Source organism: Streptomyces sp. NPDC091387 (assembly GCF_044756945.1).
Taxonomy (GTDB): domain Bacteria; phylum Actinomycetota; class Actinomycetes; order Streptomycetales; family Streptomycetaceae; genus Streptomyces.
Genome location: NZ_JBIVTZ010000013.1, coordinates 200,709 through 213,519 on the forward strand (window position 1 = coordinate 200,709; position 12,811 = coordinate 213,519).

The 12,811-nt window shown below is 70.3% G+C and carries 9 protein-coding genes; 1 reads left to right on the forward strand and 8 read right to left on the reverse strand.

Annotation, left to right across the window (positions count from 1 at the left end; all coding sequences use genetic code 11):
• The first annotated feature begins 26 nt into the window (after positions 1 to 26).
• Positions 27 to 3,035, forward strand: coding sequence for an AfsR/SARP family transcriptional regulator (locus ACIQM0_RS26930; protein WP_401291204.1), 3,009 nt, complete (start codon positions 27 to 29; stop codon positions 3,033 to 3,035).
• Here ACIQM0_RS26930 and ACIQM0_RS26935 read toward each other — a convergent pair.
• From ACIQM0_RS26935 to ACIQM0_RS26970, 8 genes are all read right to left on the reverse strand, one after another.
• Complete coding sequence (locus tag ACIQM0_RS26935; protein ID WP_401291207.1) at positions 3,020 to 4,603, reverse strand: glycosyl hydrolase; 1,584 nt, start codon at positions 4,601 to 4,603, stop codon at positions 3,020 to 3,022. The two genes, ACIQM0_RS26930 and ACIQM0_RS26935, sit on opposite strands and share 16 nt — an antisense overlap.
• A 129-nt stretch (positions 4,604 to 4,732) precedes the next feature.
• Positions 4,733 to 5,590, reverse strand: a complete 858-nt coding sequence (locus ACIQM0_RS26940) for a hypothetical protein (protein WP_401291210.1) — start codon at positions 5,588 to 5,590, stop codon at positions 4,733 to 4,735.
• Entirely contained in the window at positions 5,577 to 5,813 is a 237-nt protein-coding gene (locus ACIQM0_RS26945; protein ID WP_401291212.1) for a hypothetical protein, read from the reverse strand. The genes ACIQM0_RS26940 and ACIQM0_RS26945 overlap by 14 nt, the downstream gene beginning before the upstream one ends.
• A 112-nt stretch (positions 5,814 to 5,925) precedes the next feature.
• On the reverse strand, positions 5,926 to 6,984 hold the full coding sequence (locus tag ACIQM0_RS26950; RefSeq protein WP_401291214.1) for a hypothetical protein: 1,059 nt from the start codon (positions 6,982 to 6,984) through the stop codon (positions 5,926 to 5,928).
• 534 nt (positions 6,985 to 7,518) lie between these two features.
• Positions 7,519 to 8,058: a DUF4913 domain-containing protein gene (locus tag ACIQM0_RS26955; protein WP_401291216.1), complete on the reverse strand. Its 540-nt coding sequence runs from the start codon at positions 8,056 to 8,058 to the stop codon at positions 7,519 to 7,521.
• Positions 8,059 to 8,110: 52 nt separating this feature from the next.
• Positions 8,111 to 9,145, reverse strand: a complete 1,035-nt coding sequence (locus ACIQM0_RS26960; RefSeq protein WP_401291219.1) for an NlpC/P60 family protein — start codon at positions 9,143 to 9,145, stop codon at positions 8,111 to 8,113.
• 113 nt (positions 9,146 to 9,258) lie between these two features.
• Positions 9,259 to 10,971 carry a TraM recognition domain-containing protein gene (locus ACIQM0_RS26965; RefSeq protein WP_401291362.1) on the reverse strand — a complete coding sequence of 571 codons (1,713 nt, stop codon included), beginning with the start codon at positions 10,969 to 10,971 and terminating at the stop codon, positions 9,259 to 9,261.
• Positions 10,972 to 11,048: 77 nt separating this feature from the next.
• Positions 11,049 to 12,545, reverse strand: coding sequence for an ATP/GTP-binding protein (locus ACIQM0_RS26970; RefSeq protein ID WP_401291364.1), 1,497 nt, complete (start codon positions 12,543 to 12,545; stop codon positions 11,049 to 11,051).
• Between the last annotated feature and the right edge of the window lie 266 nt (positions 12,546 to 12,811).

Genomic DNA, 12,811 nt, shown 5'->3' on the forward strand with positions numbered 1-12,811 from the left:
AGCCGCAGGTCATTAGAGTCCACGAGGTGAAGTCCTCTACGAACTCCGTGCGGTTCTCCGTGCTGGGGCCGATCCGTGCGTGGCACGGAGAACGAGAGCTGGATCTCGGTTCACCGCAGCAGCGAGCGGTACTGGTGGCGTTGCTGTTGCGAAGGGGACGCCCCGCCACCCTCGATGAGCTTCTCGACGCTGTCTGGGGCGAGAACCAGCCGGCCGCCGCCGTATCCGTCCTGCGGACCTATGTGTCGCGCCTGCGCAAGGTGTTGGAGCCGGAGCGGGGAACGGCCGACTCCGCGCAGCCGGTCGTCTCGGTCGGCAGCGGATATCTCATCAGGTTCCAGGAAGACGCCCTGGATCTGGCGGTGTTCGAGCAGCGCGTCGCGGAGGCGAGGAAGCTGCGCGCCAACGGCGAGCTGTCCGACGCGGCGGGTCTGCTGCACACCGCACTCGACACATGGCAGGGACGGGCACTCGCCGGAGTCCCCGGGCCGCTGGCCGAGTCGGAGCGCTCCTGGCTGAGCGAGGAACGACTGACCGCGCTGGAGCTCCGGCTGGACATCGACGTGGAACTCGGCCGCCACGAAGAAGTGATCTCCGAACTGACCTCGCTGGCCGGCCGGCACCCACTGCGCGAACAGCAGTGCCAACTGCTCATGCTGGCGCTGTACCGGTCCGGGAGACAGGCCGAGGCGCTGTCGGTGTACCGCAGGACACGGCGCAGCCTGAGAGCGGAGCTGGGCGTCGAACCCGGGGCCGCGCTGCAGGAGATGCACGAACGCATACTCGCCGCCGACGTGTCCCTCGTCCCGCCCCGCCGGCCGGAAGCACCCCAGGAGTCGGCGTCCCCGGCCCTGCGGCAACCGGCCCGCCCCGCACAGCTCCCCGCCGATCTGGCGAACTTCGCCGGACGGCACACCGACCTCGACAGGGCCCGTGCCCTGTTGCCGAAGGACGGCCGCCCCCCGGCCACCGTGGTCATCAGTGCGATCGGTGGAATGGCCGGCATAGGCAAGACCACCCTGGCCGTGCACTGGGCCCACGAGATCGCCGACCGGTTCCCCGACGGACAGCTCTACCTGAACCTGCGCGGTTTCCATCCGACCGGCTCCGTGATGACACCGGACGAGGCCATCCGCATCTTCCTCGACGCGCTCGGCGTTCCCCCGATGCAGATCCCCACCGGGCTCGCCGCCCAGACGGCGCTGTACCGCAGCATGCTCGTGCATCGGCGGGTGCTGGTTCTCCTCGACAACGCCCGCGACACCGAGCAGGTCCGCCCGCTGCTGCCCGCCGCACCCGGCTGCGTGGTCATCGTCACCAGCCGCAATCAGCTCACCGGCCTGGTCGCGGGGGAAGGAGCACATCCGCTGACGCTGCACCAGCTGTCGCCCGCCGAGGCGTACGAACTCCTGGCGCGCCGCCTCAGCACCGAACGGCTGGCGGCCGAGCCGCAGGCCGCTGCCGAGATCATCGCCCGCTGCGCCCGGCTGCCGTTGGCGCTGGCGATCGTCGCCGCCCACGCCGCCGCGTATCCCGCCTTCCCGCTGAGCGCCATCGCCGGCGAACTGCGCGACAGCAACGGCAGCCTCGACGCCTTCGCGGGGGGCGACGGCATCAGTACCGACGTACGGGCCGTCTTCTCCTGGTCGTACAAAGCGCTGTCCGCCCCCGCCGCGCGGCTCTTCCGGCTGCTGGGCCTGCACTCCGGACCCGACATCTCCGCACCGGCGGCAGCCGGCCTCGCCGGGCTCCCCCCGCGTGAGACCCGAACGCTGCTGGTCGAGCTGACCCGCGCCCATCTGCTCACCGAGCACTTCCCCGGCCGCTACGCCCTCCACGACCTGCTGCGTGTCTACGCCGCCGAACGGGTCAGTGCCGAGGAGGCGCCGCAGGAGCGGCACCGGGCCGTCGAGCGGCTGCTCTCCTGGTACCTGCACACCGCCGACGCCGCCTACACACACATCACACCGCGCCGCCGCCGGATCCCCCTCGGCCCGCTGCCCGACTCGTGCCGGCCCCTGGAGTTCAGGACGCACGAGCAGGCTCTGGACTGGTGCGAGACCGAACGGGCCCATCTGGTCACCGCTGTGCATCAGGCCGCCACGTCCGGACACCCGGACATCGCCTGGCGCCTGCCGGCCGTCCTGTGGGGGTTCTTCTACCTCCGCAGCCACCTCCTCGACTGGGCCGACACGGCCCGAGCGGGCCTCGCCGCAGCCCGGACCGCCCAGCACCGCGAGGGCGAAGCCCAGGGCCTCGCGGACATGGCCGCCGCCCTGCGCGGCTCGGACCGGTTCGACGAGGCCATCGACCACCTGCATCAGGCGGTGCTCGTCTACCGGGAGCTCGGGGACACGTACGGCCGGGGGTCGGCCGTGTCCAACCTGGGCGATGTCTACCTTCAAACCGGTCAACTCGCCAAGGCCGTCGAGTACACCCGTCGGGGACTGGTCATCGAGCGGGCCGTCGGCACCGCCTGGGGAGAGGGGATCCTGCTGAGCAACCTGGGCGACGCCTATCAGAGGCTCGGCAGGTTCGACGACGCCGTCGACTGTCTTGAGCAGTCGCTGACCATCCTGCGCGACAACGGCAATCGCTGGGTCGAAGGCATCACCCTCGACGTCCTCGGCACTGTTCACCACAAGCTCGGACGCCGGGTCGAGGCGGTCGAGTGCTACCACCAGGCGCTCAAGACGCACCGGGACATCGGCAACCGGTGGGGCGAGGGTCATACCCTGGTCCACCTCGGTGATGTCCATCTGGCGGCCGACGAGCCGGAGGATGCCCGGGTGAGCTGGCGCAAAGCACTCGCGCTCTTCGCCGACTTCAACCATCCGGACGCCGAGCGGGTCCGTGAGCGGCTCGGGCGGCTGGGGGCCGAGCCGGCGGACGAGCCCGCCCACCACGCAACGCCCGCCATCGATCTCCCCCGACCACAGCCCGTCGTGGCCCCGGAGCGGGCCACGACAGGCGTGCATCCGGACAACGGATCGCAGGTGGGGACGGTTCAACGACCTGATCAGCCCGCGTCGTGATAGGCCCGGCCGCTGGCGTTGGGAGTCGTGCCGTCATACAGACCCGTCGGACTGGTCACGGTGGAGAGCGTGAACCACGCGTAACGCTCCATGAAGTCCAGGCCGTTCAGCATCTGCGCCGACGACTTGATGAAAGCGGTCTGCTCCTGCTCGCTCGGATAACGGGGGACGCCCTGGGAGAAGTCGATCAGGCCGTACTCGGTCAGCCAGATGGGCTTGTGATAGCGGTCGTGCACCGCCTGGAGGTAGCCGCGCAGTTGGTTGGCGGCGTCGGGGCCGAAGTCCGCCCCGTACCAGTGCAGGGGGATGAAGTCGACGCGCAGCCCGCGCTGGTCGGCCCCCTGCATGAAGCGGTCCAGCCAGCCTCCGGCCAGGTCGGCACCGGTGGCGACCGCGGGCGCCCCCAGACGCAGGCCGGTGGACTGCAGCCGGGGCCACAGGTCCAGGGCCTGTTCGGGGCTCAGGTTGGCCTGCGTGCCCGAGTCGGGCTCGTTGAAGCCGAGCAGTTGCGTGCCCGACTGTGCGGCTTGGCCCAGTTCCGTGTCGGTGACCGAGCCAGGACCCCAGATCATCGGGACGTACTCGACACCGTCCGGCTTGGCGACCTGGCCGCTGGACGACGCCCAGTTGTAGTACCAGGACGCGCCTGACCCCGCCAGCGCCTGGGATGCGCCGTCGACGGGATTGAGGCTGACGCCCTTGCGGTGCGACGCCGGGTTGCCGGGGACGGGCGGGTCGGTGACGACGGCGTCCGTCTTCGGGGCGCTGCCGGTGGCGGTGCCGGTGCCGGTGCCGGTGCCGGTGCCGAAGGAGACGGTCAGGCCGCTGCACTTGGTGCACTGGTACATGACCTTGTTGCCCGGCTCCGCGTCCTGCTTGGACCAGGCGTACGCCGTGGGGCACTTCTGGTTGATCATGTCGCTGTAGGGGGTCTTCGCGTCCCGGTTCGGGTTGACGCACACCAGCGACTTGCCCGTGCCGGGGTCCTTCTGCAGGTTGTCGGCCGGGCAGGCGGACAGCAGATCCTCGACACAGCCCGCCACGGCGCACTCGCCGGCAGCGGGGGGTGCCACACCGTCCGGAGTGATGGTGACGGGCGCCGAGACGGCGTTGACGTAGCTGACGTCGTACCAGGGCGCCAGGGAATCCGCCGGGTCGAAGTTGAACTCGGCAAGTCCGGTTGGCTGTTCGCCGGTGGAACAGTGATCGGCGTACGGACCGCAGTCGCCGACGGCGCAGTGGAACGAACTGCCTTCGTCACCGCTGCATCCCTGACGGGCGAAGAAGGTGCCGCGCCAGTGCCCGGCGCCCTGCCGCTCGGGAATGGTGATGACGGCGGCCTGGCCCGGGTCCAGCACCGGCAGCCCGGTGAGCGCGGCCGAGCCGTCGGCGTTGACCGTGCTGCCGACCCAGATACGGCTGTCCGTTGCGTTCCGCAGGGTGATGGTGTGTTCGGCGACGGCGGCCGCGGTCTGGATGCCTGCGCTGTCGGAGCGGTGCGCCTGGATCACCAGGGCGGTGCCTGACACACCGCCGATGACCAGGAGCAGCGCCAGGAGGAATAACATGCGTCTGCGCATCGAGGGTCCCTCTCCATCGGGCTTACGCGGGGCTGTTGATCGGATTACGCTTGCGCAGGCACGACGGTGGGGCGCGGTGGATGGTTCATCCGGAGACGGATGTCACGCTCCTCGCATTCACCTGCGGAACGGGTTCGACTGAGTGGGTCCCGACACGGGCGACCGCGGCGAGGTGTCAGTGCTGCGGACGGGCGACGGACGGGAATTGCCCGGCCAACCTTGAACGGCCGCCACTCCTTTCACACTAAGCGGAGACGTAGGAGTGACATGCCCTGACCTGGCGGCGAGCTCGGGAGACACAGGTGAGACGGGGCGCGAAGAAGAGGATGCGAATGCCGAGATGCTGTTCTCGGGCCCATCTCCACGCCCGGCAGCAGCGAAGTTGTGGCCGTCGATGAACTCGTTCGGTCCAGGGCCCGGGAAAGGGGGCGTCGAGGGCCCCGGTGCCGGCGCCTGGCGCTCCCAGCGGTCCCGGACCGCTGTGCTGCCGGGGGTGTCCCGCAGTAGCTCCCGCTCGTACGCGTTGTTGGCGTACTCCGCGACCATCGGCATGCTCATCGGGGATGCGTCGTAGGCATCGCGCCACGTCTTATTGGATCTGACCTGGTGGAGGACCTCGTCCTCGAAAGCTTCGCGTTGGGGTTCCGGCAGCCGACCGATCATGTCTCTGAAGCCCGCCACGCTGCCGGGCATCTGCTGCTCGGAGATGGGGGCCGACTGCTGTACCTCGGCCGACATCGCGGGAGCCGATGCCGCCGAAGCGGACATTGCCGGAGCGGATGTCGGCTCCGACTGCGATGCCGACCGCGACCGGCCGGTGATCCGGTCCATGAAGCGCTTCAACTGGTCCGCCAGCTGCGCCCAGATGCTGCCCTTGTCCCCGGCACCCGATTTACGGCCGGGCTCCCGGTCCCGCAGTCCGTACTCGCTCGTGATCAGGCCTCGCGCCAGCGCGACCGAGTTATCGTCCGCCACGAGGCGCCCCCTTCAAGGGTGACCAGGGAGCAGCGGCGCGCAACTCGTATCCGCTCGGCAGCGGCAACAGGCCCGGCGGCAGCTGGGTCTCGGGAAGCCACGGGGTGGCGGTGACCGGCCGCTGCGGTATCTCACGGGACGGACGTCCGTCGGCGTCCGGCACGGAGCGGCGCCGCTCCAGGAGCCCGTCCGGCGCGAATCGCCACGCGTGGGTGGCGGACATGTGCGTACCTCCCGACCGGTCGGCTGCGATTCCGGCGCACGGCCGCGCCCCGGGGACGCGGCCGTGCGCATGGAGCTGGTGGGTGCGGTTTGCGTCAGCTGTTTGCTGCCGACTAAAGGCTCTTGCCTTTAGTCGGCCTGTCCTTCTTTGGCTTGGTGGCCTTCTCGCTGGATCTTGATGCGCCGCGCGCACTGTTGCCACTGTTGGGGACAGGCGGACCATAGGTTCCGGCCGCCCCCTGGGCGGGTGACTGCGGAGCGGTGGAATTGTTGCGCGGCGCGAAGGAAACGTTGGACATGTTGTACTGCGGCGTGGTGGAAACTCTGTACGGCGGCTGCTGCGTGCCCTCGGGGCTCTCGCTCCGGCTGCTCGTACTGGCCGCATCATTCGGCCCGACGATCCCGGTCGCCCGGCGACGTATCCAGTCGACGTCATTGAAGTTCGGCTTCTGCCCGACGGCGACACTTCCCATGTCCTGCTGCCTCGGGGCGAGACCCGAAGCCTGCTGTCCTTGCGCCGCTTTATTCTCCGGTGCCTGCTCCCTCGCGGGTTTCCATGGGACGTTATCGACGGTGGCCTGCAGGGCCATTGCGGCGAATTTAAGTCCTTCTACTTCTGGGCGCGCGATGGCCGCAATGTTGACCGTGGCTGTGGTGAGCACGGCGAACCCGTGGGCCCCGTTGACCAATTTCTCGCCCCGAGTCCCCGGGCCAACGGCGGAGTAGCCATACCCGACGGCCTCCGCTGCCGCGGCGCCAGCGGCTCCATACTGGCCGATTCCCGTCAGGGTCTTCGCGACTCCCTGTGACCCGCCGGCCAACTCAGTCACTGCGCCCGCAACTTGGAGAGCGCCAGCCGCAGCCTTGACGGCCTTCAGGATCGACCCCCCGTGCTCCTTAACCCACTTGGCCGGTCCGGAGGAGCGGTAAACATCCCACTTATTTTCACTGGCACCTCTCGGGACGGCCGCCCACGTCGTGTTACTTGCGCCATCGTAGAACCCGATGGAGACTCGCCGGTTCTCCACATTTGCGGGAAGTGATTGTGTTACAGATTCCTCAGAGATCGCTGAGCGGGCATCGAAGGCCGGTTCATTCTTCTTCTTCGATGCCGTCCCCTCCTCAAGCGCCCGCAAATCGATCCCGTAAACCTCCGAGTCACGACGTGCCATGCCAGTTTTCCTTCCACGGATGTCAGATCTGCTCGCTGAGCGGCTACAACGGAATCGACACCCGAACGGTTCAACCGAAGGCCGGAGCCGATCCGTCCACCACCGACGCTCCGGGCCCTGCATCGACGAGGCCGCCTACGTTCGCCCGCGTGGACGACGGCCGTGCCAGCCTCGGAGGGCAGACTGCGAGAAGGGAACGGGTCGCGTGTCTCTCCTTGAGCTTGCCATTCATCCGGTTCCACGCGGTTTCGTGCCGACCCTGTGGTGTGCCGGACGGCTGAACGCCTCGCCGATAACGAGCACTCTGCCCACGTCGTGACCGGTAGCCGGGCGGCGGTTCTTCGAGCACGGGAGCCGATCGGGTCCGGCACGGGTCGGTTTTGGTGCACCGGCTGGAGAACCGGCCTTCGCGTGCGGGTTTCTGAACGCCCGGCGGACGCGGGTTGGTGCCAGTCTGTTCGGCCCGGCCGGCTTCTCCCAGGTCCGCCGCACTTCGGTGGCCAGTGGACGGGCGAGCCGTGGCTGGGAGCTCGCTCACTGCGGCGCCGGTGGCCTTTCCCAGCCCGACGGGGACGAGAGCCCCGGCGGTGGCGGTGGCGGTGGCGGTGGCGGTGGCGGTGGCGGTGGCGGTCCGAACGGATCGGCCATATCGACGGGAGGCGTCTCCTTCGCCCGGTGCATACCCGGCTTGCACCCGGCGAAGGGGCCCTGCGGATCCCGCAAGGTGTCCATGACCGACGACAGGTAGTCGCGGTGCCAGCTCGCAGGGCCGGTCATCTCGGCCCCGGGTCCCGTCAACTGGCCCCAGGCGAGCCACAGACCGTGGAGCTGCGCCACCGCTTCGGGGTGTTCCCACCAACGGGAGCACCAGGGGGACGTGGACGTGACTTCCCTGCCGTAGACCGGCAGCAGCACATGGTGGGTCCACAGCGTCAGCTGACGCAGCGTCTGCGCATACGCGGGCCCTTCCATGTAGAGGATGAACAGCGGAGGTTCGAGGTACTCATCCGCTGCGGGCGCCGCATCGTCATCGGCTCCGGGGGCTTCGGGCTGCTCCGTCGGCGTGGTGGACATGGGCCCTCCTGTCGGTGGGTGGGGACTTCGGTGGGCGCGGGCGTCAGCACGCTCAGGCGTCCGGCCGTACCGCGCCGAGGATCTCCATCGACGCGGCCGGCGACACGTACACCCACCGTCCGGGGCGCGGCGCCTGGATGATCCTGCCGCCGCCGATGTAGAGGCCGACGTGGCTGGCGTCGGAGAAGTAGACGATGAGGTCGCCGGGGCGCATGTCCTCGATCGGGATGTGCTTCAGCTGCCGCCACTGTTCCTCTGACGTACGGGGGATGGCGCGGCCCGCCGCCAGCCAGGCCTGCGAGGTGAGGCCGGAGCAGTCGAAGGAGTCCGGGCCCTCGGTGCCCCAGACGTACGGCTTGCCGAGCTGCCGGACCGCGTACGCGACGGCCTTCTCGCCGGCCGCGGTCGCTCTGGAACCCGACTTCTTGAGGGCACCTGTGCTCACCCACTCCGCCTGGGCCTCGGCGGCCTCCTCCTTCTCCAGGGCGGCGAGCCGCTGGAGTTCCTCCACCGTCAGCCGCGACTCCAGCTTCTTCGCTGCTGCGAGGCGCTGCTCGATCGTGCCCTGCTCACGCTTCCGGGCCTGACGGGTGGCTTCCAGCCGCTTCAGCTCGGCGGAGGCCTCGTCGGTGCGGTCGCTCAGGGCCTCACGGGTGGTGCTCAGAGCGGCGAGTACGCCCAGCTCGGCCTGCTGCACCTGGCGGTTCAACGAGGCGTTGTCCAGAGCGGTGGCGGGGTTGTCGGCGAGGAGGAACTGCACCTCGGCGGGCAGTCGGCCGCCCCGGTACAGGGCCCTGGCCACGGCCCCGGCCTGTGAGTTCAGGACAGCCAGTTTGGTCTCGGCCGTCCTGGCCAGGGCGTTGAGCGTGTCGATCCGCTTCTGCTGCTCGCCCACCTTCTCGTCGGCGGCGTTGTACTGGTCCGTGGCGACTTCCGCGTCGTGGTAGAGGCTGTCCAGCCGGACGCGTATCTCGGGGAGAGTCGCGGGGTCGGCATGGGCCACCTGCTGGTTCGCCACCATCAGGGCGCAGGCAAGGGCGACGGCTGCCGCCGTCCGGCAGCCGTGTACGCGCCGGGTCCGTCTCATCCGGTCCGGAGCTCCCTTCCTACGCGTCAGTCAGGGGCGAGGCCCCCTCGGGGCCCCGAGACCCACAACGGGCCGTGTCGTGCGGCGGTTCAAGGAGCATGGACCGATGACCGTCACACCGGCGCGGTGTCCCGGCCGGGCGACGGCTTGCCGAGGCTCACCCCCGTCAGCCGGGACGCGGCCCGTGCGGTGATGGCCGCCGTCTCCGCCTTCGCCGCCGCCGAGATGACGTCGGCGCCGGGCTCCTTGTACCAGGGGCGGAGCCGGATCAGGGCCGGCTTGACTCCGGTCGCCAGAAGCAGCGCGGCGCCCTTGGGCAGGGCGCGGATCCGGTCGGGGGGCAGGACGGCCTCCTGCCGGTACGAGTACGAGCGTGACGTGCCGTCCCTGCTGCGGGAGGTGCTCGGGGTGCGCACGTCGTGCTGGCCCACGAGCGTGGAGATCTTCTGTACGAAGTCGGCGTCGTCCAGGCCCGCGCCGAGCAGCTTGATGGTCGCGGCGCTCCACAGCGCGTCCATGCCCACGTCACCCCACACCCGCGCCCCCTGCCGGTAACTCTGCAGCAGGGTCACGACGTTGATGCCGCGCGAGCCGAAGTGCGAGTAGAGGTCCGGCAGGTCGGAGATGCGGCACACGTTGGCGGCCTCGTCGAGGACGGCGGTGAACGGCGGGTCGAGCCGGCCTCCCATGCGCTCGGCGGCGACGACACCCGCCCGCATCGTGGTGTCGGCGATGCCCGCGATGACGCCGGCTGCCGAACCACCGCCGTCCTTGGACAGCAGGTAGAGGGTGTCCTTGCCCAGGACGTGCTGGTCGGGACGGAACTCGGGCAGCCTCGGGTCGGGGGTGACCCAGGCCAGGATCTCGGGGTCGAGAAGGCAGGAGACGGTCTGCCGGGCCGTCTCGTAGATGCCGTCCCGGGTCTCCACCGCGCCGCGCACCGTGCCCTGGAGCTGCTCGGCCATCGCCACGAGTCCGTGGTCGCGGAGCAGATCGACCGGAGTGCGGTCGGCCGGGTCGGCGAGCCAGCCGAGGAGTTCCTGGACCGAGGTGTTGCTGCGGGCGGCGGCCAGGAAGAGAGAGGTGAGGGTGTTCTGGGCGGCCGAGATCCAGAAGTCCTTCTTCGCGGTGTCGTCGTTGACGGACGCCACGAAGTGTCCCGCGAGCCGCCGGGCGCCCTCGGTGGTGTGGCACTCGGCGAGCATGTTCCACCACATGGCGCGCGGACTGTGGGCGATGCCCTGTGGATCGAACGTCCAGACCGTGCCGGCCTCTTCGCGGGCCGCGCGGGTGACGGCGTACACGTCGGCCTTGTTGGAGGTCAGCAGCACGGCGCCCTGCGCGCGCAGCACCCGGGGAACGGCGATACCGGTGGACTTGCCGGCCCGTGGCGCCATGAGGTCGAGCTCCACGTCCTCGTAACTGCTGCGCAGCTCAGGGCCCTTGGGGTCGAGCTCGCCGAGGAGGTTGCCCGTCTCGTCCGGGTGGAGCCGCTTGCGGCCCTTGAGGGTGGGGCGCAGTTCGCGAGCACGGGCCTCGATGCCCTTGGGGCACATGGCGGCGAGTTCGCGGCTGCTCGCAAGCCCCTTGGTGCGGCCGGGGCGGCCCGCCAGGAGGATCACGGCGAGGACGACCGGGACCGCGACGATCACCAGGAGACCGAGGATGCCCGCGTAGACGGCGGCCACCGGGGTCGTGGGCCACAGCGCGACGGGCCCTTCGGACACCAGGCGGGAGACGGTCGACATGGCGAAGGGCGGCGCGTCCCAGCCATGGCCGGTCACCCCGGCGCCGATGGTGCCGCCGGACCAGGCGACGGTGAACATGAGGAGGCCGGTGCCGGCGATCGCCACGATGGCCCACGGCAGCAGGTCATGCAGATCACCGCCGCCGCGCTGCCCGCTCACTTGGACCACCTCCCGGCCGATGCGGGGCCGGGGCCGCCGGGTATGCGGTAGGGCCCTTCCTGGGCGGCGCGCTGGACCCGGCCGGTGGCCTTGGCCACGGCTTCCTCGACCGTCTGCTCGTTGGGCGTCCAGCGGGTGTTGGTGTTGTGCAGGTGGCGTTCCGCGTCGGTGATGGCGACCTTGATGGGGATGCCGGGGCGGCCACCCACCTTGATGAGGAAGCGGCCTCGGCCCGGCGGTTCCTCGTTGTCGCCGTTGACGCCCCAGCCCGGGGGCGAGGACCAGGACGAGACGAGTTCGATCTCGCGGCGTGACAGCCCGACGACCTTGCCGAGATCCTCCATCTCGTTCCTCGGCAGCCCGGCGCACACCACCATCCCGGCCCGCTCGACGAAGCCGCGGGCCTTGGCGCGGTCCGCGTCGGTGCCGAGGGCTTCGGCGTCCTTGAGGGTGTGGGTGATCTTGGCGTCGCCGAGTCCGAGGGAGCGGTTGAGGCGGGTGAGCGCGTCGATGCGGTCGACGATGCCGGTGGCGGCGCGCAGGGGACGCCACAGCTCGTCCAGCACGGTGAAGAACCAGCGCCGCGGGGCGAGCCCGGCATCCGCGAGGGCGTGGCTGGCCGCCACCGTACCGAGCCCGTCCGACCAGGCGGCGAGCATCGCGGCTGCCGTCAACTGGGTGTCGGCCTCGCCGATAGCGGAGATGTCGATGCACACGGCGGGTGCGTCGGGGTCGATACGGGTGGACGTCTCCGAGGCGAAGGTGTCGCCGAGCGGGCCGTCGAGGATGCCGAGTACGGAACGGTGCAGCGGGTCGACGGCGTCCCGGTAGCGGGCGTCGTCGCCCCGGTCGAGCGTGACGGCGCGCACCCTCGGCGGGCCCTCGGTGAGGACCCGCAGGACGTCGGGCAGGAGCACGGTGCGGCCGGGGGGCGTGCGTTCGCGCAGATGGTGCAGGACGGCGGAGAGTACGGACTGCTCGTGGTCGTCCATGGGCCGGCCGCGCACGATGGTGATGAGCGCGGCGACCATGTTCAGTACCCGGCCATGGGCCTCGGCCTTCAGGACCTCGCCGGCCTCGCCGCCGATCTTCGCGGCCGCGGCGCCCATGGCCCCGGGGTCCAGGACGTTGATGCCGCCCCGGCCGCGACCGATCGAGATCACCTGGCCACCGAGCGCGCGCACGGTGTCGGCGTAGTCGGGCTTGAGGTCGCCGAGGACCAGCGGGACGACGCCGGTGGCGGCGAGTCCGATGAGCATCCGGTTGATGAGCGTGGACTTGCCCAGGCCCGGCATGCCGAGCATGAACAGCGACGGGTTGGAGATGTAGCGGGCCCGGGTGAACCAGTTCAGCGGGTCGCCGCAGACCGTGGCGCCGGTGAACAGGTGCTGTCCCAGCGGTACTCCGGTCATCGGTGAGCCGGAGCCGGCGGCGAACGGCCACATGCCGCAGGCCTGCACGGTGGTGGCGCGCCACATGGTGGGCGGGTCCATGAAGCCGACGCGCCCGCCGCCCGCGCCGGACCAGCCACGGGCCGGGACGTAGAGCTCCCTGGGGCGGGGCGGCGCCTTCCGCCTGTCGCCCTGCGCACCGCTCCCCTGCGCACCGGACCTCGACGCACCGGCCTTCGACGCGGCAGGTTTCTTCCGCCCCGGCTCCTGCGACCAGGGCGACTCCGGGGCGGGTACCACTCCGGGCGGCAAGGCTTCCGCCCGCTGCTCGGCCAGTCGGTCCGCCCGCTCGGCCAGCTTCTGTTCGC

Coding starts and splice junctions, on each gene's coding strand:
- ACIQM0_RS26935 (WP_401291207.1), bottom strand. CDS start 4,603: ATGTTATTCCTCCTGGCGCTGCTCCTGGTCATCGGCGGTGTGTCAGGC.
- ACIQM0_RS26945 (WP_401291212.1), bottom strand. CDS start 5,813: ATGTCCGCCACCCACGCGTGGCGATTCGCGCCGGACGGGCTCCTGGAG.
- ACIQM0_RS26950 (WP_401291214.1), bottom strand. CDS start 6,984: ATGGCACGTCGTGACTCGGAGGTTTACGGGATCGATTTGCGGGCGCTT.
- ACIQM0_RS26955 (WP_401291216.1), bottom strand. CDS start 8,058: ATGTCCACCACGCCGACGGAGCAGCCCGAAGCCCCCGGAGCCGATGAC.
- ACIQM0_RS26960 (WP_401291219.1), bottom strand. CDS start 9,145: ATGAGACGGACCCGGCGCGTACACGGCTGCCGGACGGCGGCAGCCGTC.
- ACIQM0_RS26965 (WP_401291362.1), bottom strand. CDS start 10,971: ATGTTCACCGTCGCCTGGTCCGGCGGCACCATCGGCGCCGGGGTGACC.
- ACIQM0_RS26970 (WP_401291364.1), bottom strand. CDS start 12,545: ATGGACCCGCCCACCATGTGGCGCGCCACCACCGTGCAGGCCTGCGGC.